The sequence below is a fragment of the Oceanobacillus sp. NCCP-135 genome, from assembly GCF_059698015.1.
On sequence record NZ_BAAKSZ010000014.1, the window covers coordinates 1 to 22,778 of the forward strand.

General features: G+C 37.1%; 24 protein-coding genes. 12 read left to right on the forward strand and 12 right to left on the reverse strand.

The genetic code is table 11. The annotated features are described in order from the left end of the window. Positions 1 to 640: 640 nt before the first annotated feature. A complete protein-coding gene (locus AC6HVZ_RS11085) occupies positions 641 to 1,522 on the reverse strand; it encodes a nucleotidyltransferase-like protein (protein WP_497558228.1) in 882 nt (293 codons plus the stop codon). Between the two features lie 163 nt (positions 1,523 to 1,685). Between AC6HVZ_RS11085 and AC6HVZ_RS11090 the strand changes: the two genes are divergently transcribed. Together AC6HVZ_RS11090 and pabB are read left to right on the forward strand one after the other, a co-directional pair. Then, positions 1,686 to 2,078 (forward strand): YgzB family protein, encoded by a 393-nt coding sequence (locus tag AC6HVZ_RS11090; protein ID WP_497558229.1) that lies wholly within the window; start codon positions 1,686 to 1,688, stop codon positions 2,076 to 2,078. A gap of 110 nt (positions 2,079 to 2,188) precedes the next feature. Then, positions 2,189 to 3,910: an aminodeoxychorismate synthase component I gene (gene pabB / locus AC6HVZ_RS11095; RefSeq protein ID WP_497558230.1), complete on the forward strand. Its 1,722-nt coding sequence runs from the start codon at positions 2,189 to 2,191 to the stop codon at positions 3,908 to 3,910. A 61-nt stretch (positions 3,911 to 3,971) separates the two neighbouring features. Here the strand turns inward: pabB and perR are convergent, their stop codons facing one another. The 6 genes from perR to AC6HVZ_RS11125 form a co-directional block, all read right to left on the reverse strand. Beyond that, complete coding sequence (gene perR, locus AC6HVZ_RS11100; RefSeq protein WP_497558231.1) at positions 3,972 to 4,415, reverse strand: peroxide-responsive transcriptional repressor PerR; 444 nt, start codon at positions 4,413 to 4,415, stop codon at positions 3,972 to 3,974. Between the two features lie 189 nt (positions 4,416 to 4,604). Continuing rightward, positions 4,605 to 5,162, reverse strand: a complete 558-nt coding sequence (locus AC6HVZ_RS11105; RefSeq protein WP_497558232.1) for a cob(I)yrinic acid a,c-diamide adenosyltransferase — start codon at positions 5,160 to 5,162, stop codon at positions 4,605 to 4,607. Between the two features lie 2 nt (positions 5,163 to 5,164). Then, positions 5,165 to 6,112, reverse strand: a complete 948-nt coding sequence (locus AC6HVZ_RS11110) for a D-2-hydroxyacid dehydrogenase (RefSeq protein WP_497558233.1) — start codon at positions 6,110 to 6,112, stop codon at positions 5,165 to 5,167. Between the two features lie 149 nt (positions 6,113 to 6,261). Then, positions 6,262 to 6,921, reverse strand: coding sequence for a sugar transferase (locus AC6HVZ_RS11115; protein WP_497558234.1), 660 nt, complete (start codon positions 6,919 to 6,921; stop codon positions 6,262 to 6,264). Positions 6,922 to 7,035: 114 nt separating this feature from the next. Next, positions 7,036 to 7,503, reverse strand: a complete 468-nt coding sequence (gene bcp / locus AC6HVZ_RS11120; RefSeq protein WP_497558235.1) for a thioredoxin-dependent thiol peroxidase — start codon at positions 7,501 to 7,503, stop codon at positions 7,036 to 7,038. Between the two features lie 56 nt (positions 7,504 to 7,559). Next, complete coding sequence (locus AC6HVZ_RS11125; RefSeq protein WP_497558236.1) at positions 7,560 to 7,997, reverse strand: potassium channel family protein; 438 nt, start codon at positions 7,995 to 7,997, stop codon at positions 7,560 to 7,562. 169 nt (positions 7,998 to 8,166) lie between these two features. On the opposite strand from AC6HVZ_RS11125, the gene AC6HVZ_RS11130 reads away from it, so the two are divergent. The 6 genes from AC6HVZ_RS11130 to AC6HVZ_RS11155 all read left to right on the forward strand — a co-directional run bounded on the left by AC6HVZ_RS11130 (position 8,167) and on the right by AC6HVZ_RS11155 (position 14,287). Beyond that, a complete protein-coding gene (locus AC6HVZ_RS11130) occupies positions 8,167 to 8,868 on the forward strand; it encodes a response regulator transcription factor (protein ID WP_497558237.1) in 702 nt (233 codons plus the stop codon). Further along, a complete protein-coding gene (locus AC6HVZ_RS11135) occupies positions 8,865 to 9,860 on the forward strand; it encodes a sensor histidine kinase (protein WP_497558238.1) in 996 nt (331 codons plus the stop codon). Before AC6HVZ_RS11130 ends, AC6HVZ_RS11135 begins: the two co-directional genes overlap by 4 nt. A gap of 155 nt (positions 9,861 to 10,015) precedes the next feature. Beyond that, positions 10,016 to 10,792: an ABC transporter ATP-binding protein gene (locus AC6HVZ_RS11140; protein ID WP_497558239.1), complete on the forward strand. Its 777-nt coding sequence runs from the start codon at positions 10,016 to 10,018 to the stop codon at positions 10,790 to 10,792. Further along, complete coding sequence (locus AC6HVZ_RS11145) at positions 10,767 to 12,686, forward strand: FtsX-like permease family protein (protein WP_497558240.1); 1,920 nt, start codon at positions 10,767 to 10,769, stop codon at positions 12,684 to 12,686. Before AC6HVZ_RS11140 ends, AC6HVZ_RS11145 begins: the two co-directional genes overlap by 26 nt. Then, a complete protein-coding gene (locus AC6HVZ_RS11150) occupies positions 12,683 to 12,940 on the forward strand; it encodes a hypothetical protein (RefSeq protein WP_497558241.1) in 258 nt (85 codons plus the stop codon). The genes AC6HVZ_RS11145 and AC6HVZ_RS11150 overlap by 4 nt, the downstream gene beginning before the upstream one ends. 54 nt (positions 12,941 to 12,994) lie before the next feature. Continuing rightward, the gene (locus AC6HVZ_RS11155) at positions 12,995 to 14,287 is read left to right on the forward strand and encodes a glutamate-1-semialdehyde 2,1-aminomutase (protein ID WP_497558242.1); all 1,293 of its coding nucleotides are present in this window, start codon (positions 12,995 to 12,997) and stop codon (positions 14,285 to 14,287) included. 217 nt (positions 14,288 to 14,504) lie between these two features. Here AC6HVZ_RS11155 and AC6HVZ_RS11160 read toward each other — a convergent pair whose 3' ends face one another. Further along, the gene (locus AC6HVZ_RS11160; RefSeq protein WP_497558243.1) at positions 14,505 to 15,020 is read right to left on the reverse strand and encodes a GNAT family N-acetyltransferase; all 516 of its coding nucleotides are present in this window, start codon (positions 15,018 to 15,020) and stop codon (positions 14,505 to 14,507) included. 514 nt (positions 15,021 to 15,534) lie between these two features. On the opposite strand from AC6HVZ_RS11160, the gene AC6HVZ_RS11165 reads away from it, so the two are divergent. Both AC6HVZ_RS11165 and AC6HVZ_RS11170 read left to right on the forward strand, forming a co-directional pair. Then, positions 15,535 to 16,110, forward strand: a complete 576-nt coding sequence (locus AC6HVZ_RS11165; protein WP_497558324.1) for a DUF4256 domain-containing protein — start codon at positions 15,535 to 15,537, stop codon at positions 16,108 to 16,110. A 128-nt stretch (positions 16,111 to 16,238) separates the two neighbouring features. Then, positions 16,239 to 16,496 carry a hypothetical protein gene (locus AC6HVZ_RS11170; protein WP_497558244.1) on the forward strand — a complete coding sequence of 86 codons (258 nt, stop codon included), beginning with the start codon at positions 16,239 to 16,241 and terminating at the stop codon, positions 16,494 to 16,496. Between the two features lie 233 nt (positions 16,497 to 16,729). Here the strand turns inward: AC6HVZ_RS11170 and AC6HVZ_RS11175 are convergent, their stop codons facing one another. The 3 genes from AC6HVZ_RS11175 to AC6HVZ_RS11185 all read right to left on the reverse strand — a co-directional run bounded on the left by AC6HVZ_RS11175 (position 16,730) and on the right by AC6HVZ_RS11185 (position 20,222). After that, positions 16,730 to 18,502 carry an ABC transporter ATP-binding protein gene (locus tag AC6HVZ_RS11175; RefSeq protein WP_497558245.1) on the reverse strand — a complete coding sequence of 591 codons (1,773 nt, stop codon included), beginning with the start codon at positions 18,500 to 18,502 and terminating at the stop codon, positions 16,730 to 16,732. Positions 18,503 to 18,644: 142 nt separating this feature from the next. Continuing rightward, positions 18,645 to 19,172, reverse strand: coding sequence for a nucleoside tri-diphosphate phosphatase (gene ntdP / locus AC6HVZ_RS11180; protein ID WP_497558246.1), 528 nt, complete (start codon positions 19,170 to 19,172; stop codon positions 18,645 to 18,647). Between the two features lie 879 nt (positions 19,173 to 20,051). Then, positions 20,052 to 20,222: a gamma-type small acid-soluble spore protein gene (locus AC6HVZ_RS11185; RefSeq protein ID WP_497558247.1), complete on the reverse strand. Its 171-nt coding sequence runs from the start codon at positions 20,220 to 20,222 to the stop codon at positions 20,052 to 20,054. A gap of 148 nt (positions 20,223 to 20,370) precedes the next feature. Between AC6HVZ_RS11185 and yfhS the strand changes: the two genes are divergently transcribed. Next, complete coding sequence (gene yfhS / locus AC6HVZ_RS11190) at positions 20,371 to 20,538, forward strand: mother cell protein YfhS (RefSeq protein WP_497558248.1); 168 nt, start codon at positions 20,371 to 20,373, stop codon at positions 20,536 to 20,538. Positions 20,539 to 20,555: 17 nt separating this feature from the next. Here yfhS and mutY read toward each other — a convergent pair whose 3' ends face one another. Beyond that, positions 20,556 to 21,632: an A/G-specific adenine glycosylase gene (gene mutY / locus AC6HVZ_RS11195; protein WP_497558249.1), complete on the reverse strand. Its 1,077-nt coding sequence runs from the start codon at positions 21,630 to 21,632 to the stop codon at positions 20,556 to 20,558. Positions 21,633 to 21,727: 95 nt separating this feature from the next. Between mutY and AC6HVZ_RS11200 the strand changes: the two genes are divergently transcribed. Beyond that, entirely contained in the window at positions 21,728 to 22,714 is a 987-nt protein-coding gene (locus tag AC6HVZ_RS11200) for a metal-dependent hydrolase (protein WP_497558250.1), read from the forward strand. Positions 22,715 to 22,778: the final 64 nt, after the last annotated feature.

Below are 22,778 nucleotides of genomic sequence, written 5' to 3' on the forward strand. Positions count from 1 at the left end.
GAAAATAAAATTTGCCTTGTCCTTAACACCTTGGGACACTTGCACTTTGAGACTTCGCAATTAGCTCTACAAATAATTTACATTCCATATTTCCAGAACTTAAAGAAACCAATGATAACAAGGAAGATCTAATAAATTTTAAGCTTCCTTACCAACATTGGAAACACAAACTACACACAATAGCGTTCAAAACTGACTAAAAGAGGCTATTCAAAAAAGCCGATAAAAACAACATTTCGAGATAGGAGATCTTCGACTAAGTACCGATGCGTCCTGAGTCGAACATTGAAATCATCACATTACAAGAGAAGTTAGTTAACGATCGTGGATCTTCTACTTAGACCTACCACATCCCGGAACTGCGGCTATGGCTCGCCCGACCGAAAGCCACTGCGGGCAACGCTGCAGTCAGCACAACACGCAGAAGTCCGTTCCACTCATATTAATTGCATACGTTCCGATCCCTGGTAATGAAGATCACCTTTCATGCGAGCGACGTGAGTTCGGGGAATCTTTCCTTGTACTTAAAGCGCTGGATAGAGCTTCGACGCACAGGACGTGCTAGTGTCGGTGCCTGAATACAGGACTTTATCGACTTTATCCGACCTTGATCCTTTTTATTCCCCTTTTTAAATATGCACTAAAAAGATGCTTCATTATTTACGATATATTTCCGATGATACACACCGCCCCCTTTCGTTTCTTGCTTTTCAATTTGAATAATATCCTTCTCCACTAAGTATGAAATTATCGCTGTTAGATCTAATGAATAGGGAGCTATCGAAGGCAAGGTCTTTAATTCTGCATAGAACCAAGACGTATCTTTTGATTGCATAATATCCAATAAATGCTTAACGGATGTCTTTGCCCTGTTCTTTATAACAAAATCCATTGCAATCAGCATCAATTGAATGCGTTTATCCATTTCTTCAGTACTCTCAATAAACTCTTCATATAATTTATAAATTTCGAGATCAATTTGTTTCACTTGTCTCCATACTGTTACTTCAGGATAATAGCCTTTTTCAATCACTGCTAATCGAGCTAAATAATGCAATGAATACAGTATTTTACTATTTGCATCTTTATATTCATTTGAATCAAATAGCTCTTTCGCTTCACTATAGCTTTTAACGAGTTTTCCAAATTCAATTACTTTACGTAAATCTCGTTTACTAGAAGGAAAATCTCTAAGCTGATCCTTTAAGTTTTTAATATATTCATTACGATCAAAAATTGCTTTTCCATAAATTATCCATTCTACAGCTCTGCGATATCCACTTGTATCAATCCACTTCATTAATAAATCCTCTGTAACCACATGCAGTGCTGCAGTTTTCTCATCAAATTCATAATGCTTCACACGCCAGGATTGATCCGCTCCTTTAACTATAATAAGTAATATCACATCAAAGTTATCTGTAATAGGACTGGTTGGTTTTGTTTTTTCCATTATTAAAACACCTAGTGTATTTGAGTCACTTGCATGTTCCTGATAGATAGGTCTTAGGAAATTTTCCATTAATGATTTCCTCCATTTATCCAAGTTTCGTTTATATTTGGGCAAATACCATTTTTTCATTCAATAGTATATATTTCGTTACATTTACGTGAAATCCTTTTTCTTCAACGAATATTTTCGAATAATATGCTATACTACCTATGTATTATTAAGGAGGACGAATATGGCTCAACTAATGTATTCAAGTAAAATAAATAAAATAAGATCCTTTGCATTGATTTTAATATTTGCTGGAATTCTTTTGATGTATGGAGGAATATTATCAAGAGGTATTGAATGGCTAGTGGTTATATTTTTTATACTCGGCATCCTAATGATTCTTTTTAGTCTAGTGGTGTACGTCTGGATAGGGACATTGTCACTAAAAGCAATACCAATTATATGTCCAAATTGCGAGAAACCAACAAAAATGCTTGGGCGTGTTGATGCATGTATGCACTGCAAACAAACGTTGACACTAGATAAAAACTTAGAAGGTAAAGAGTTTGATGAAAAATACAATACTCGAAAATATAGAAGAAAATTGAAAGAAAAACAAAAAAATGCTAAAAAATAAAATCCGTCAACTATTGATGGATTTTTTTTGCTATAATTACACGAATAGAGATCATTTTAGCTCTTGAAAAAGCTCAATATATTCACCAATCAATGAGGGAGGCAATCTATTTGAATCCAATACTGCAATTTGATTTCGCTAATAAAAAAAAGCCAATTATCTTTAAAAATCCGCAAGCTATAATAACTGCATCGGCAATAGATGAAGTTATTCCTGCATTAAAAAAAGTACAGGAAGCAGTCAATTCTGGTTTTTACGCTGCTGGTTATGTTTCCTATGAAGCATCACCAGCATTCGATCATAAATTTCAGGTTAAGTCAAATCCCAGTATGCCCCTGCTCTGGTTCGGAATTTTCGATAACCCTCTTGAAGATTCATTAACAAGCGTAGAAGCCTTTCAAACTACTGAATGGATTCCAAAAACAAATGAAGATCAATACAATTCCAGTATTGATAAAATCAAAAATTATATAGAACAAGGAGATACAAACCAAGTAAATTATACGATCCGTATGCAGTCACATTTTTGTGGGGATACAATTTCGTATTACAATCAATTGCAAAAGCTTGGATCAGCTAATTACTCAGCCTATCTTGCTATTGACAAATTCACTATATTGTCTGCTTCCCCAGAATTATTCTTTCATTTAAAGAATAAAAAAATTACTACAAAACCAATGAAAGGAACGATTGGCCGCGGGGTAAATGATGAAGAAGATAGAGCAAATGCCGAGTGGCTCTACCTTTCTGAGAAAAACAGGACAGAAAATACCATGATAGTCGATCTAATGCGTGATGATTTAAGAATAATTGCCAAACCTGGCACAGTTGAAATTCCACATTTATTCACGATTGAAAAATACCCAACTGTCTATCAGATGACTTCAACAGTTACTGCTGAAATTTCAGCAAATAGTGGGATAGCAGAAATTTTCAAAGCCCTTTTCCCATGTGGTTCAATAACTGGTGCGCCTAAGATTAGTACGATGAGTATAATTGATGAGCTGGAAGATGATCCGCGTGAAGTATATTGTGGAGCAATCGGCTATATTACACCGGATCAGGAGGCAATATTCAATGTGCCGATTCGAACTGTCTTGATAGATAATAATAGGAATATAGCACAATATGGTGTAGGTGGTGGCATAACCAAGGGATCGAATAAGAAGGAAGAGTATGAAGAGGTTTTAACAAAGACAAAAGTATTAAATGTCAGGCATGAAGATTTTCAACTATTGGAATCCCTTGGGCTACACGAAGGAAAATATTTGCTGCTTGACAATCATTTAAAACGATTGCAGCAGTCTGCGGCATACTTTCAATTTGATATTGACTTGGATGCAATCAAGGAAAAACTGCTGATTTTCGCAAAAAAGCATGCAGATAACCAATGGAAAATTCGTATACTCGTTAATAAAAATGGAAGCTGTAAAATTGAGGGCAATGAAACCCTCCCTTTTCAACATCCATTGGAAATAACCATAGCGAATACGCCAATAGATAAGGAGGATATATTTCTATATCATAAAACGACAAACAGGGAAGTATACAAAAACAGACTTGAGCAGCATCCAGGGGTTTTCGATGTCCTTCTGTGGAATCAGAATCATGAAATAACTGAATTTACTATGGGGAATGTAGTAGTAGAAATGAATAACAAGCTTTTTACTCCACCAGTTGAATGTGGATTATTAGCTGGAACATACAGAGAAGAATTACTACAAAATGGAATCATTACCGAAAGAAAAATAATGCTGGAAGAGCTTGAATTAAGTTCTGGAATCTGGCTGATTAACAGTGTGAGAAAATGGGTTCCCGTACAAATTCAATAAGGTCAATTATTTGTACTAAAAAAATCCAAATGCCTAATTAACCGCATTTGGATTTTTATAATTAATGCTTTATTGTTTCCATATTCTGACATTCCTCACATGTGCCGTATATTTCCATTCGGTGACGACTGACGTCAAAGCCGGTTACCTGTTCAGCTAGTGATTCCACTTCTTCTAATGACGGATAGTGAAAATCAACTATTTTTCCACATTCATCACAAATAATATGATAATGTTCTGTCGTGTTACAATCAAATCGGCTCGAGGAATCGCCATAGGTCAATTCGCGAACAAGTCCAATTTCACGTAACACACGCAGATTATTATAAACTGTAGCAACGCTCATGTTAGGGAATTTCCCTTCAAGTGCTTTATAAATTTCATCAGCTGTAGGATGAACACCCGCGTTAAGAAGATATTCAAGAACCGCATGACGTTGTGGTGTGATCCGGACGCCTGATTCTTTAAGTGTGTGAATAGCATCATTTAAACGTTTTTCAGACATCATCAACACCTCACTTTCAATAGTTTATCTAAGTCAAATAGTGTTATTATCTTATAATCTCTATAATTAGTTTACTTTGTTTCAAGGCATTGTGTCAATATAAGTATATTATCATCCTTGTTTATTTATAACCTGCTATTTATCATATAAAATGAAAATGCCCCTAAACGAGAGGAGCATCTTAGTTTCTTATATATCTGCTTTCAATGGAATTTCTTCTCCATTCAGCTTTTGATTTACATATCGCGCGGCTACAAACAAGAAATCCGATAGCCTGTTCAAATAGGAGACAACCAATGGATTCACCACGTCCTCCCCAAGTCCAACGGCAGTTCGCTCCGCTCTTCTTGCAACCGTGCGCGCTGCATGCAGTGCACTTGACGCACTATGCCCGGATGGTAAAATAAAGTTTCTTAAAGGGGACAAATGCCCATCCCATGCATCGATTTGTTCTTCCAATTCCTGGATATGTTCTTTTTTCAGCTTCCAGGTTACTTCTTTATCACTTGGTGTAGCCAGTTCAGCACCAACATGAAATAAAATGGTTTGCACACGGTGCATTTTTTCCATAAATTCTTCCTTTTCTTCCCATTGCTCTTGTTCAAGAAAGCTTAGTGCCAATCCAATCATCGAGTTTGCTTCATCACATGTGCCATATGCTTCGACACGTAAATCATTTTTCGCAACACGCTTTCCATAGATTAAAGATGTTTTCCCCTTATCACCTGATCGTGTGTAAATACGCATATTTAATACCCCCTGGATAAATCTATTTTATTCACCATTTCATCTTTTCCTTGCACATACCTATCCAGATTTTTCTTAAAGATTTCCAATGCACGAGTCGTATACAATTTGGACATACCTGATAAATGTGGCGTTATGGTAATATTCTCTTCCTGCCAAAATGAATGATCCTCCGGCAATGGCTCTTCTTCAAAAACATCCAGAACTGCATGAGAGATCTCCTTTTCACGTATCGCCATTAATAAATCCTCGCTATGCATTAAATCTCCCCGACCCATATTTAAAAATACAGCATTACCTGGCAGCAATTCAAAATGTTCATATGTGAAAAGTCCTCTTGTTTCATTCGTGCTTGGTAATACGGATACAACGAAATCTGCATGTGGCAATACATTTTTCATATCGCTTACCTTATGAGTCTCATCAAAATATCTTACTTCCCTACCACTTCTTGATACACCAATTGTCCGCATCTGAAATGCTTTTGCCAATCGCGCTACTTCCTGCCCGATAGAACCTGTTCCAAGCACTAGCATAGTCTTCCCAGTAATTTCCTGCATATGGACAGAACGATCCCAGTGTTGTTGCGCTTCACTTTTATATAACGCTTTTGCCTGACGATATACTTGCAAAAGCATGCCAATCGCATATTCAGCCATTGGAACTTTATGAATTCCCCTTGCGTTTGTGACAACAATATTCTTTTCCTCAATCGCCTGAAGCGGCATTTTTTCAAGTCCTGCAGACATCACCATGATCCATTTCAATTTGACTGCATGTTGCACTAATTCAGCTGTTAGATCATTTCCATACGTTACTAAAATCTCTGCATGAGGTAAATGTTCTTTGGCCTCATCCATGTTATTGCAAAATATAAAAGTTTGCTTCGAATGATTTGCTATTAATATTTCCTGGTGTTTTTTGGCTATTTTTGCAGAAAAAAGAATCAAGTAGATTCCCTCCCTCTTCTAATTCTTACTTCTATCGGACGTTCGAAAAGTCTCCATTTTCATATATAGAATATGAGAAGACATGGAGGTTTTGAACACGTACTTCTATAGTAAACGTTTTTATAATTTTTGAACAATGAAAAGGAAACTTAATATGATTTTGTTAATCGTTTCAGGATGATTTTTAGATCCATCCAATAGGAGCAATTATCAATATAATAAAGATCATCATGTATTTTAATCCTATAATTCTTAGAAGGATTTGGTTTTATTTGTGCATAACCCGTAATGCCCGGCTTTACTTTTAACCGCTCGATTTGCCGCTTATTATAATAATCGGCAATTTCCGGAAGCTCGGGCTCTGGACCTACCAAACTCATATCTCCTTTTAATACATTCCATAATATTGGTAATTTCTGTAGCTTATACTTCCTAAGAAACATTCCTGTAGGTGTTACCGTACGATTCACATCTCTTTGGAAAACAAAATTATCGGGTACACCATTTCTCCAATAGACAGGGATTGGATGTGGTGGTAATGCGTATATGACTCGTGATGGATTTGTCATTGTCCGAAAGCGATACATTATAAATGTATGATTATTCCTGCCGACACGTATTTCACGGTAAAAGATTGGTTTCCCTTCTTTTTTGTATAGTTGAAAACCTATAATAAACAAAAGCGGCATGAGCAGCAGCAACGCCATAAAACTCACCACTATATCAGACAGTCGCTTCACAAAATGATATAATTTACGTTGGCTGATTGACTTAGCACCTGTCCTTGTTATATTTTCCTCAAGCTTCATCGTAAGCACCTCATTTAATAGAATTGATAGTAATCAGATACTACAATCTATTCATAAATGAGAGAATCTAGAACGAAAAAAACAGCCCTATGAATAGGACTGCTTCATGCCTAATTATAATTCTTCCCGAATGAATTCTAAAGCTTCTTCCACATGCCCTTTTACACGTACTTTTCGGAATTCCTTTTGCAGCTTACCCTCTTTATCGATGATGAATGTTGACCGTTCAATTCCGTAATACTCTTTTCCGAAATTCTTTTTCAATTTCCATACACCAAAATCCTCAGCTACTTTATGGTCTTCATCTGCTAATAGTAAGAATGGCAGATCATGCTTATCGATGAATTTCTGATGCTGCTTTACTGGATCCGGGCTAACGCCAATAATCACTGCATCCAGATCGCCAAATTTTTCATGATTATCTCTGAAGTCACAAGCCTCTGTCGTACAACCTGGTGTCATGTCTTTCGGATAAAAATATAAAACAACATGCTTCCCTTGAAAATCTGACAGGCTCACCTTCTCTCCCTTTTGACTAGGTAATGTAAAATCCGCTACGTGTTTTCCAACTTCTATTGTCATTCATCCTACCTCCAAACAATTATTCTATCTTTACTATATCATATGAAAGTCAATAATCATTCCTCATTGTTTCTCTGGCCAGATTGAACGAGCTTTAATACAAATGCAGTTGGCAGAATATATCCAATAAGTGCTTGAATTAAGGCGATCAACCGCCCAATTCCAATTGGTGTAATATCACCATAGCCAATCGTTAATAAAGTAACTCCACTAAAATACATCGAATGAATCATGGAACCTAACACATTGACCTGCCTTAATTCACCATCCTCCACCAAAATAATCCCTTGAAACGAAAGAATAAAATAAATTAACCCAAATCCGATAATAACGATACTGTATAGGATCAATAATATATAAAAAAGCTCAACAGAAAAACGGCTGTCACGCATCTCCATACGTATTCGGATTTTCCCACTGCGAATAAATTCACTCAAACTCTTTAGGACAATAAAGCATATGACAGCAATAATAATCCATGGAATGATATTCATCTGCTCCTTTTCCTCAAAATTCTCTATAAGCCTGTTTAAAACGGCGGATTAACCTTTTTTTGAACATCTACTTTATCTATTTATATGCTTCTTTATAGACAAGCTTGCCATTTATTTTTCCAGTAGAATACGATAGGATAAAACGAGAGTGAAAAAGGCGGTGGATTAGTTGAAAAGAATTTACCTGATTGAAGATGATGCAAAAATTGCTCAGCTATTAAAAGACGATCTGGAGCGCTATGAATACAAGGTTAAGCTTGTTGATGCGTTTGATAAAATCATGAATGAATTTAAAGAAATAGAGCCACACCTTGTATTAATGGATATAAATCTGCCTCGCTATGATGGATTTTATTGGTGCAGGCAAATCCGCAGCATTTCAAATTGCCCAATTATTTTTATTTCTGCCCGTGATTCCGGGATGGATCAGGTCATGGCAATTGAGAATGGCGGTGATGATTATATAACAAAACCGTTTAATTTTGATGTGGTACAAGCCAAAATCAAAGGAATTATGCGTAGGATTTACGGGGAATATGCCGTCAGTAAACAAGCTGACTTTCTTGAAATAAACGGCTTTTACCTGCATCTCACTGCAATGGAAGCAGAATACGATGGCAAGACAGTCCCCCTTACTAAAAATGAATTTGTTTTACTCAAGGCCTTTACAGACCGACTAAACCAGGTTTTATCTAGAACCTACTTATTGGAAATATTATGGGATGATGAGCAGTTTGTTGATGATAATACACTTTCTGTAAATATTACGCGACTACGAAAAAAACTGGAAGAAATCTGCATCCAGAAAAGCATCCAAACAGTTAGAGGTGCCGGCTATAAAATGATTGATACATGGAGCAGTACAAAATGAGAGATTTTTTAAAGGACAGCCTGCCATTTATTTTATTCTTTTATACCCAATGCCTGCTAATTATCGGTATAGCTCAGCTGGGGGCTGTTATTGCTGAAGCGACACTTGGTATGGATATTATTATTTATTTGATCGTGCTTCCCACAAGCTGTCTGATCATTTTTCTGTTGTTTCGATACTATAAACTGCGTGAGTTTTATAATGTGTTTCATCAAACAGGCACGAGCCTGCCCGAATCACCAAATCGACTTTTGGATAATGTAACAGCACAGTATGAACTACAAACGAAACTCTATGAAGATGAAATTGAGCAGCTGGAGCAGCAAAAGCAGTTGGAATTTAATTTTATGCAGCAATGGGTTCACCAAATGAAAACCCCTGTATCTGTTATCGATTTAACTTTACAGAAGGAGAAGGAGAAGCTGCCTGAGGATTTTCTTCACAGTATGCAGGAAGAAATGGAACGGATTCAGCAGGGCTTGGATCTCGCCTTGTACCAGTCCCGCCTGCAAAAATTTGACCGTGATTTTTATGTGCAGCAGGTTTCCCTAAAAGAATTGGTTAAAGATGTAATTACAGAATTTAAGTCAAGCTTTATACGAAATAATGTTTTTCCGAAAGTGGCCATTGATGAGAAAGTAATCATAGCAACTGACCCGAAATGGTTTCGTTTTGTACTCATGCAAATTGTTTCCAATGCGATTAAGTATTCAAAGAAAACATCGGACACCATTTATTTTGAAGCAAGCGAAGAATATAAATTGCTCACTTTAAGAATTCAGGATACTGGGCATGGAATACCAACACAAGATGTGCCCAGGGTGTTTGATCCATTTTTTACTGGTATCAATGGGCGCACATTTCGTGAATCAACAGGAATGGGACTCTATTTATCAATGGAAATATGCGAGAAATTAGGACATGGTCTAAAAATAAATTCGGAAAAAGATGTTGGGACAACTGTCTCTATCATCATTGAAAAGGCGTTGTAGCTTACAATATTCTAAGCTTGATTCTTCATTTTGCAAGTAAAGACAATTGAAATCAGATGAATTCGCAGGGTGTACCCACTGTACAAGCAATTGGAATGAGATGGATTTGCAGGGTATACTCCTTGTACAAGTAAGAAAGCTCAGGAGGAATAAACATGACAGTATTAACAGCTGAAAATCTAACCAAGGTTTATGGGAGTAAACGAGGCGTTCAATATGAAGCACTGCAGCATTTTAATCTTACTGTAAATAAAAATGAATTCATTGGGATAATGGGGCCATCCGGCAGTGGGAAAACAACGATATTAAACCTTTTATCAACCATCGACTCCCCTACATCAGGGAAAGTGCGGATCAACAATCAGACGGTAACAGCTTTATCCAAACATAAGCTTGCCCTATTTCGACGCAGGCAAATGGGGTTTATTTTTCAGGATTATAATCTTCTGGAAACATTGACAATTGGAGAAAACATCCTGCTCCCGCTCACATTAAATAAAGTAAAAATAAAGGAAATGGATAAAAAGCTTGTAGCTGTTACAAAGCAATTAGGGATTGATCAACTAATCCACAAACGCATATTTGAAGTATCCGGCGGACAAATGCAGCGTGCTGCAATCGCCCGTGCCATCATTCATGATCCAACCATCATATTTGCTGATGAACCGACCGGGAATCTTGACTCCAAGGCCTCCCTTCAGGTGCTGGAGGCGCTAAGCAGTTTGCAGGAATCAGAGAAAACCACGATATTGATGGTTACGCATGATCCTTTTGCTGCAAGTTATTGTGGACGAGTTATTTTTATTAAAGACGGAAAATTATTTAATGAAATACACCGTGGGGATAATCGTCAGTCCTTTTTCCAGGACATCTTGAATGTACAGTCACTGCTGGGAGGAAATATGGATGACTTTCACTCAGTTCGCATTTAACAATGTAAAACGAAATACACGTGCCTATTTAAGCTACTTTTTAAGCTGCATGTTTTCTGTTATGGTATTTTTTATGTATGCAGTGGCGGTTTTTCATCCGAATATTGCCGATTATGAGTTCCGTGATATTGTTCAGCGTGGAATCGTTTCTTCTGAGGTGATCATTTACGGATTCTCTTTTTTATTTGTGTTATATTCCACAGGCTCCTTTATAAAATCCCGCAAAAAAGAATATGGCTTGCTAACAACACTGGGAATCAGCAGGACACAGTTGAATGTTATGCTGATTTTAGAAAATACGATTATTGGGATAGCTTCGATTATTGCCGGCATTATCGCTGGTGCATTATTTACAAAGGCTTTTTTAATGTTTTTCTCTGTTGCACTTGGACTCGATGACGTATTGCCATTTTATTTATCCTTAAAAGCGATAGGTCTTACCGCAGTACTATTCTTCATTATGTTCGAACTGAATACACTTGCTGTCATATGGACACTTCGGACTAAATCAATTATGGAAGTCTTTTGCGGATCTAAATCACCAAAAAATGTGCCGCAATTTTCCTGGATTTTAAGTATTCTTTCTCTCGCAGCAATTGGAACAGCCTATTATTTAGCTTATACCGCAAACTGGTTAACGATTTTCACGCGTATGTTTACGATACTGCTGTTTATTATTCCGGGCACTTATTTTCTTTTCACCCAGTTCAGTATCGCTTTTACCAATGGTTTGAAACGAAGGAAAACTTATTACTACCAGAAATTAAATTTGCTAACAACATCGGATTTAACCTTCAAATTACGTGATAATGCCAGACTGCTGTTTTTTGTTACTATCCTGAGTGCAGTAGCCTTTACTTCATCCGGTGTAATGTATGGATTATTTCAAGGTGCGGCAATGGAAGCAGAGCAATTCTCCCCACAGGATGCCACATTGATCAGTAAGGGGGCAGAAAATAAGCAAGCTTTTTTGGATGAAGTTAATGATGTCGAAGAACACTTTGAAAATGAAAACATTTCATATCAGTCGATAATGGTAAATTCAGTCGGTGTGCAGATCTACTCAGATGTTAGTGAGTGGAATGATTTAGAATTATTAATTTATGCTTATTCCGATTATAAAAAAATGCTAGAAATGAACGGTGAAAGGATTGGATTCGCACCATCTGAACAAGCAGTATATTTATTACTACCTGAGATGGTGCATGCTGAAAATGAAATGAATTCACCCAAAACAATTACATTTGATTCAAAAAACAATAGCAAGCATTACACTGTGAAGACTGCTGAATCCAAATTAAACAGCAATATATATACTTCCTCACCCGTCATCGTACCGGATAAGGAGTTTGAAAAGTTTTATCAAACTTCTAATGGTGATGATATTTATTACAATTATATAATGGATATTGCAAATTGGATTACCCATGCAGAGGAAATTACAGAAATTATGTCTCATGAAAATTTTACAACCGCTCATCCCGATTCACAGGCTGATTTCTATATCGCAACAAAGGAAGGCATGTCATATTTGTTCTTTTTTGGTATATTTATTAGTGTTCTATTCTTTTTAGCTGCTGGATCTATACTCTATTTTCGGATGTATCAAGACATCGACAAGGATTTGAAGCATTTTCACTCCCTTTACCGGATTGGCCTGACGGATAAGGAAATGAAAAAAATTGCTACAAGAGAATTGGGTCTATTATTTTTCATTCCATTTTTGGTGGCGGTAATTCATGCAGGTTTTGCATTTAAAGCCCTGCAAAACTTACTCTCATCATCGGTTATATTACCTACAATCATTGTGATCGGTATTTATTTTATCATTCACTTTGCAAATTTCATCTTTATCCGGAATATCTATACGGCAAAGCTAAAGAAGGTGATGTGAAGGCTATTTCCTGGGAAGTTGAGAGAGAATGGGAAAACTTGAGAGAGAATGCGCCTAAGTTGAGAGAGAAACCAGATATTCTTTATTATCTCTCAACTTCAAGAAAGTATCTCTTAACTTTAGGAAATATCTCTCAACTTCAGGAAATATCTCTCAACTTTAGAAGATATCTCTCAACTTTAGGAAATATCTCTCAACTTCAGGAAACATCTCAAGGGCACAGGCGGATTTTTCAACTGTATCATCCCAATTGATGAAAATTACAAGATCTTAACCAAACAAAGCAAAAATAAGGAGGCAATTTTTCCATGAATTTTACAAAATCAGAAGAACTCCATAAAGAAGCACTTGAACATATTGTTGGGGGTGTCAATTCACCATCCCGCGCCTATAAAGCAGTTGGTGGAGGATCGCCGATTTATATGGAACGTGGACAAGGGGCTTATTTCTGGGACGTTGATGGAAATAAATACATTGATTATTTAGCCGCATATGGTCCGATTATTACAGGGCATGCACATCCTCACATTGCTAAAGCGATTGCTAATGCAGCGTCAACCGGTGTGTTATACGGTACTCCAACACGGCTGGAAAATCAATTTGCAATGATGCTGAAAGAAGCGATTCCTTCCCTGGAAAAAGTTCGCTTCACCAACTCTGGTACGGAAGCTGTAATGACGACAATTCGGGTTGCAAGAGCATATACAGATCGCACAAAAATAATCAAATTTGCCGGAAGCTATCACGGACACTTTGATGCCGTGCTGGTTCAGGCTGGGTCAGGTCCTGCAACTCTAGGCACACCAGATTCCGCCGGTATCCCGCGTTCTGTTGCAGAAGATGTAATTACAGTGCCGTTCAATGATTTGCATGCTTTCAAGGAAGCTTTGGATCATTGGGGAGACCAGATTGCTGCCGTTCTAGTTGAACCAATTGTTGGGAACTTTGGCATTGTTGAGCCGCATGAAGGATTTCTAAAGTCTGTTAACGACGCAACCCATGATGCTGGAGCTTTAGTTATTTATGATGAAGTGATAACGGCTTTTCGTTTTACATATGGCAGTGCCCAGCAGATTTATGGAATTGAGCCTGATATGACGGCAATGGGCAAAATCATTGGTGGCGGTCTGCCAATTGGTGCTTATGGTGGTCGCAAGGATATTATGGAACAGGTTGCCCCTTTAGGTCCGGCCTATCAAGCAGGAACCATGGCAGGAAACCCTGCTTCGATGGCATCCGGGATTGCTTGTCTAGAAGTTTTACAAGAGGATGGAATTTACGAAAAACTGGAGCAACTTGGGGATCGATTGAAGACAGGAATTTTAGAAAAAGCGCATTTAAACGGGATTCCAATTTCTATCAATCGTTTATGTGGTGCTTTAACAGTCTACTTTGGTGATGGAGTGATTACCAATTATGATCAGGCTGAAGCTAGTGACGGCGAGGCATTTGCAATTTTTTTCCGATTCATGCTGGAACAAGGGATAAATCTTGCGCCATCTAAATACGAAGCATGGTTCTTAACAACGGAGCATACAAAAGCTGATATTGATGAAACGATTGAAGCTGCAGGAAGAGCTTTTGCGAAAATGGCTAAATAGATGTTAGATCATGGCAGTACATCCTTTTTAGGAAGGATGTATTTTTTTTATTGAACAAAGCCTGAAATGTAAGGGGGACACTTGAGATACTACTAAAGTAACTCACCCTATACCACATGAAAGTGATAATAAATATTGTGGTTATAATATAATGGGAGGTTTAAATGTTTAAAATAAGAAGGGCTGATCCAACATCATTGTTGGTCCAGCCCTTCTATTATCGCTTGCTCACATAATCCTCCCGAAACAAACTCATAATATACGCATCATGATAGCTGCCATCCACGAAGAAATGCCTTTTCAGCTCTCCTTCAATTTGGAATCCGACTTTTTGATAAATGTGAGCTGCTTTTTCATTGATCTTATCCACATATAAGAATAGTTTGTTTAAGTTCAATTGATTGAAGCCATACTCGACAATCAATTGTGTGGCGTCAGTTGCATAACCTTTACCTTGCTGTGCAAGAGCAATCATAATTGCAAATTCTGCGTTCCGGTGGCGATCATCAATATCGTAAAGACCTAGATAACCGACTTTTTCTTCCAAATGATAAAGCATGAATTGTCTATGTGAATCACTGTCTATTCCTGCCTCATAGGATTTCTTCATTTTTTCCATTGTTGTATAAGGCTCTTCAAACCAGTAATCCATCACACTAGGATTCGTGCGCATTTCATAAATGAATTCCAAATCTTCTTTCTCAAGTGGTCTTAGTTGTAATGTGTCCCTCATTTGTTTTGCTCCTTGTCTTATCGGAATATTTATATGGTAACAAAAATGTTAATTTATTTCACCAATATGCTGTAAGGCACAGGGTAATTACTCTATTAAATTAAAAAAATCAGGTTCAAACACATTTTGCGGGGAAGGTTGAATCAGTTGGTTTATTCGGAACCGGTATAATGTGTATTTAAAGAAACAACCCTATTATTTTTCCCGTACTTTATGAAAGATACTGAAAATTATAAAAATAACTTACATCTTAATTATTATGAGGTTTATCCTCGCTGATATTCAAATCAATGTACAATGCTTCGTCAATATCATTTATTTTCTCTGCTGGTAGTTTACCCATACAAGTTACTCAAGAATCATTAATACTTTTTAATAACGTGTAAGTTTGTGAATATTCGATATAAGACGTTTCCCATAATTGGATTGGGTACCTTTAATTGAAATGATTTATTAAATACAAAAATTTATATATACTTAAACCATTATGAGTAAAAACAAGGAGGAAACTAACATGACAAATGGAAATAAAACCGGCAATATAAAGGAGTTATCACTAGAACAACGTGAGGAATTACTCAGTTTATTGAAAGACCGTTTTGAAAAAAACATGCACCGGCATGAAGGTCTTGAATGGGCTAAGGTCCAGGCAAAGCTGGATGCCAATACTGAAAAACTGTGGTCACTCAATGAAATGGAGGTAACTGGCGGTGAACCGGATGTTGTAGGTCATGATAATGGCGAATATATCTTTTATGATTGTTCCCCGGAAAGTCCTAAAGGTCGCAGAAGTGTTTGCTACGATCGCACAGCGCTTGAGTCAAGAAAAAAACATAAACCGGAGAATAATGCGGTTGATATGGCAACTGCCATGAGCATTGAAATTTTAAGGGAAGAACAATACCGAGCGCTGCAGGAACTTGGAAATTTTGATAAGAAAACGTCGAGTTGGGTGCAAACACCTGCTGATATTAGAGAACTCGGTGGTGCCCTTTTTTGTGATTATCGTTTCGGGCACGTCTTCGTGTATCACAACGGTGCGGACTCCTACTATGGCGCAAGAGGATTCCGTGGCTCGCTAAGGGTTTAAATTTTGCAGAGATAGCTAAATTGAATTTGTAAACCTGGAGAGAAGCTTTAATTTCATTGCTAGTGAAACTTTTAGTTGGCCAGTTTGTACGTAAGGTATATTGGACAAAATAACAGGGAGTGTCAACAGTGAAAAAATATATTATTTTTGCAATTAGTTTTATATTACTATTTACACTATTCCAGGTATTGTCTGGAGTGTTTCTTACATTCACATATACTCCAGACATAGAAGAGGCTTGGAATATGAGTGTTAATTCACCTCAAGAAACTAGTATTAAAAGTAGCCATAATCCATTTCTGTTAACATTATTTATTGGTTTTATTTCTGCTTCCATTGCATATTTTATCCCGAAAAAAATCACAGCCACCAGCAGCACCAAATAATTTTTGAGTTAAAGTGAACTTTAACACGGGCAATGACTAACATCACCATTATGGCGGTCTTTTTGTGCGACTGCCCGTTGCGCACAAAAAGACTTCGATAAATTTCTCTAAGCCTTGTTAATATAATGACTTAATCAAAAACCAATATACTTTCTGCTTATGATTTAATCAGCATTCTATCATTTCACACCAAGTAACCCGTTACTACATTCGGGATAATTCCACAACAAAACCTATTTCCCAACAACCTTTTCACTTCCATCATCCAAATCCTGCACCTGATACAAATCATGATAGCTTCCTTGCTTTCGCATCAGCTCATCATGTGAGCCCATCTCAACAATCTCACCATTTTCGATAACTACGATCCGATCAGCATGTGTAATGGTTGCCAGGCGGTGGGCCACGATAAATGTTGTACGTTCCGATGCTAGTTTTTCAACCGCTTCCTGAATCGTATGCTCACTTTCTAAATCTAATGCTGATGTTGCCTCATCAAAAATTAATATTGGTGGATTTTTCAAAAATACTCTTGCAATGGCAATCCGCTGTTTTTGCCCACCTGATAATTTCACTCCACGCTCCCCTACTTGAGTATCATAGCCATTTGGTAGATTTTCAACAAACTCATGAGCATTTGCCGCTTTTGCTGCAGCTATAACCTCTTCGTCTGTTGCATCAGGATTGCCCATTCGTATATTCATGGCAATGGATTCACTAAATAATGTATTATCCTGGAGGACCATGCCGATGTTATTTCTGAGTGATCGTGCCTTTACATCACGAATGTCAATGCCATCAACCTTTATTGATCCACCTGTAACATCATAAAATCGGGGAATCAAACTGATTAATGTCGATTTTCCTCCACCACTCATGCCAACAAAGGCAATGGTTTCCCCACGTTTTACATTCAAACTAATATTCCTTAAAACCTGATTTTCTTCTTCCTCATATCGAAAAGAGACATTGGAGATTTCAACAGATCCATCTACACGCCCAAGCTCTTTCGCATTTTTTTTATCAAAAATATCATATTTTTCATTTAAAAATTCAAATACACGATCAATTGACGCAATCGATTGTACTAAAACCGTTGACGAATTCACCAAGCGTCTCAATGGACTGTACACTCTTTCCATATATCCGACAAAAGCTACCATTGTCCCCATTGAAATATTGCCATTTATTACTTGATACCCAGCAAAACCAATAACGAGGAGTGGGGCTATATCTGTAATTGTATTTGTTACTGCAAATGTTTTTGCATTCCAAATTGTATGATTAATCGATTTTTCCCAGAAATCATCATTTCGATTACCAAATTGATCCTGTTCATATTCTTCCAAAGCAAAACTTCTTGTTACAGGCATCCCTTGAACTCGCTCATGTAAATGCCCTTGTACTTCAGCTAATGATTGTGATCGATCACGAGTTAGTCTTCTTAATTTTGCATAGAAATATTTTACTGAAAAGCCATATAACGGGAACAAAATTATTGCAACAATTGTTAAGGCTACATCCATTGTCAGCATGATTGCAATAGCAATTAGAATCGTGATTAAATCCAGCCATACGTTCATTAACCCAGTAACCACGAAAGTTTTCGTTTGTTCGACATCATGTATTACCCGGGAAATAATTTCCCCGGTTTTTGTCTTCGAATAGAATCTCAGACTTAACTTCTGAATGTGATCAAACAGCCTGTCCCTTATATCATATAGGATTCTGTTACCTACCCATTGCGCTAGGTATTGTCGAATATATTCTATTGGAGGACGTAATAAAAGAAAAATCACAAATGCAATTCCCATCAACCAAATAAGCTCTGTTATTTTTTCTGAATTATTCATGTTTTCTGCATCAATAATATTATCAATCACATATTTTATTATTAATGGCATTAGTAATGGGATTCCAAATTTCAAAATACCAATTAGTATCGTCCAAAAAATTTTCCATTTATATGGTTTTACAAATTCCAAGTATTGCTTAACACTGCTCATAAATTAATCTTCCTTAATAATTAATAGAAAAGCCTTGCTACAGGTAGTAACAAGGGGTTTTTGATGGGACGAACAACGTGAACTCCCAAAGGATTTTGACGGGATGAACAGAGTCTGCAGTCCCAAAGTTTCTTGCTTAAAGTTATCGGTATGTTAAATACCGTTCATACCACCCATCGACAAATTCTGGTGCGAATGGTCCTTTATTTTGGCGAACCCATCGTAATAGATAATCAATATTATTATGCAAAATACGATCCAAAACTCTTGGGTAATTCATTTGTGCACTATGTTCTCTGTATTCATCTTCATCCAATAAATCATAAGTCATATCCGGATATACCTTCACATCTAGATCATAATCAATATATTTCAATGCTTCTTCATCATAAACAAATGGAGAGCTTATATTGCAGTAATAGTAGATGCCATCATTTCTCAGCATTCCGATAATATTAAACCAATGTTTCGCATGAAAATAACAAATTGCCGGCTCCCTTGTTATCCATGTCCTCCCATCGCTTTCTGTCACTGTTGTTTTGTCATTTGCCCCGATAACTACTGTTTCCGTTCCTTTTAGAACTATACTGTTTTCCCAAACACGATGTAAGCTCCCATCATGTTTATAGCTTTGTATTTGCATTTTAGATCCTGGTCTCGGAGCAACCATACTATCTTCCTTTCTGCTACATTTTCATCAGCCGTTTCTAATCCTGCATATATTATAATGCCAACAAAAAGAAATATAAAGTATTATGACTGTATGTAATGTGGTGATATAGTTTTAGAAAAAAGATATTACCAAAATCTAGTGCGATTTATTCAATAGAATCCCTTACTATTACCGAACCGATAAAACCCTGGTGCAAACTGTACAATAGAACGCCTCTCACGGACAAAAACGCTCATTATTTAGCCCAAACTGTCCATGTGAACGCCTCTCACGGACAAAAACGCTCATTATTTAGCCTAAACTGTCCATGAGTGCGCCCCTCACGGACAAAAACGCTCATTATTTAGCCTAAACTGTCCATGTGAACGCCCCTCATGGACAAAAACGCTCATTATTTAGCCTAAACTGTCCATGTGAACGCCCCTCATGGACAAAAACACTCATTATTTAGCCTAAACTGTCCATGAGTGCGCCCCTCACGGACAAAAACACTCATTATTTAGCCTAAACTGTCCATGAGTGCGCCTCTCACGGACAAAAACGCTCATTATTTAGCCTAAACTGTCCATGAGTACGCCCCTCACGGACAAAAACACTCATTATTTAGTCTAAACTGTCCATGAGTGCGCCTCTCACGGACAAAACCTCTCATTATTTAGCCCAAACTGTCCATGTGAACGCCTCTCACGGACAAAACTACACATAACCTAGCCGGGCTGTTTATCCCCCACCTTCACGTTTGGGATTTCTCACGCTTGGAAGTGGGGGTATTACAGCCCGTTAATCCGTGATAAACCAACAACCTTACAGAAAAACTATAAAAAGAGCTTCCTTGGAGAAAGGAAGCTCTTTTTGCTTTGTTAACGGGGTAGGTAATTACTTTTTCTTGGCTTGAGACTTTTGATTTTGTTTTTTAACTTGTTGAGCATCTGTCTCAGAAGCAAATTCAGTACCGTACTGACCTTGTCCTTGAGCAGCTTGTTGATTTTGTTGCTTTACTTTTTGAACGTTTGTACCTGCAGCTGACTTATTAGGTTTTTTAGCCATCAGTATCACCTCCGCAATAATTAATTTATCCATTTTACTAATTGTTATCCATTATTTTTAAAATGGGAAAATATACCACAATTGAATAAAAACCAGTAAATTAACATAAATTATTTGCAAGCACTCAAATGCATTGGAGGAGAAATCCATGAACATCAGAGACTTCACTGAATTGTCAATGATCAGCAAAACGAAATGGAATAATGAAGAATTAGATTATTTTCAGCATGCATTGTCACAGCTTTTGCCATATATAAATCCGGAAGGCCTGACGATTCTGCATGAGATCAATAAGGAAATGCAGCAAAGGGATTAGAATCTTCCATAAAAAACTTATTTCTCTTCAAGATATTGCATCATTTTCTGGTGAGATACAGGGAATGGGTATTTTTTAAAATTATCTTTCCCTACAAATAATAGCCGCGCATCTTCTAAATCTTGCTGAGAAGTTTCGGCTTCAAAAATATCCATTTGCCATATAAGATGTGAAAAAATATGCTTTAATTTACCTTTTTCTTCATTAATTTTTATATCTAATCCATATTCACTGTAAATCCAATTTCCAACATGATCCCAGTCTACTTCATCCATTGGAACCATAGGAAACTGCCATAAATTTGCTAATAATCCTTTTTCTGAGCGCTTCTCTATGATGTATTCACTTTTATCATTTTTTATAAGCAGAACAACATATGCTTTTGTTTTTTGCTTTTTAGCTTTTGCTTTAATCGGGAGGATTTCTTCCATTCCTTCAGCAAAGGCCAAGCAGTGTTCCTGGACCGGGCAAAGTAAACATGCCGGGGATTTAGGTGTACAAACTAGCGCACCCAGTTCCATGACTGCCTGATTAAATGATGCTGGGTCTTCTTCACTAATCAGTTCACGAACATAAGCATCAACTATTTTTTTCGTGCGTTGCTCAGCAATATTTTCTTCGATTTTTAAAATACGTGAAAAAACGCGCATTACATTACCATCTACTGCTGGTTCCGGTTTATCATAAGCAATGGACAGGATAGCTCCTTTAGTGTATGGGCCAACACCTTTTAATGATTCTAATTCCCTTGGATTATCAGGTACCTCTCCCCCGTAGGAAGCAACAACTTCACGAACTGCGTTTTGTAAGTTTCTTGCTCGGGAATAATAACCTAGACCCTCCCATGCCTTTAAAACGTCCTGAGGATCAGCAGCAGCTAATTCATATACCGTTGGAAATTTGTCAATAAAACGAAGAAAATAAGGAATAACCGTATCAACCTTTGTTTGCTGAAGCATAATTTCTGATACCCAAATCTTATATGGATCCTGATCTTTACGCCATGGTAAATCACGTTTATTGGAATGATACCAATTAAGTAGCTCCTGTTGAAATCTTGAAGTGTTAAAATATTGTAACGTTTTTTCAGTCATAATAGCACACCCTTTATGATACAATAAGCAAAATAAGTAAAAATTTTATCGAACTTTATAAAAATTAATTGAAAACCTAAGGAGGACCTATTTCTATGGATACCGGAACACACATAGTGATGGGTGTTGCACTTGGAGGACTCGCTACATTAGATCCTGTTGTGCAAAATGACCCTGCACTATTCAATGCAGTACTAGTCGGAACAATCGTTGGTTCTCATGCTCCTGACTTTGATACCGTATTGAAGCTTAAAAATAATGCAACCTATATAAGACATCACCGCGGTGCAACACATTCCGTACCTGCAGTTATCCTTTGGGGAATACTGATTGCATCGATTATTTATATGTTTGTTCCACAGGTTAATTTTCTACATCTATGGATATGGACGTTTTTAGCAGTGATCATCCATGTGTTTGTCGATATATTTAATGCATATGGCACACAAGCCTATCGACCATTTACCAGTAAATGGATAGCCCATGGGTTTATCAATACGTTTGATCCTTATATTTTCATGCTGCATATCGCAGGTATTGGTGTATGGGCACTGGGAGCTAACCCGGGATATACGTGGCTGATTATTTATGCAGTAATTATCCTGTATTATATCAAACGCTTTATCGATAAACGAGAAATTGTCAAAAAAATCAAAGCCCATTTTCCAGATACTGAACAAATCGCAACATCACCAACCCTTAAACAAAATTATTGGCGGGTTGCAATTACAACTGATTCAAAATTTTATGTTGGTGCTGCAGAAAATGGTCATATCGAAATTGTTGATGAATATAACAAGGTTCCATTACCTAATTCAGCCATCATGGAATTAGCACAAAAAGATAAAAACATTTCAGCTTTCTTATCATTCTCACCAGTTTATCGCTGGGAAGTGAACGACTATGATGATTTTACAGAAGTCCGCTTCATTGATTTACGATATCGTTCCAAAGGCTATTACCCATTTGTCGCAGTTGTTCAAATTGATGACAATATGCGGATTATGAGTTCCTATACGGGATGGATTTTCTCAGAAAACAAGCTGCAAAGTAAATTATATGTAGAAGAAAGCCCAATTTAAATCCTCCCTGGCAAAATGTGGCACCTAATGTGGTCGATTCGGGCATTGAGAAGCTCTCTACTGA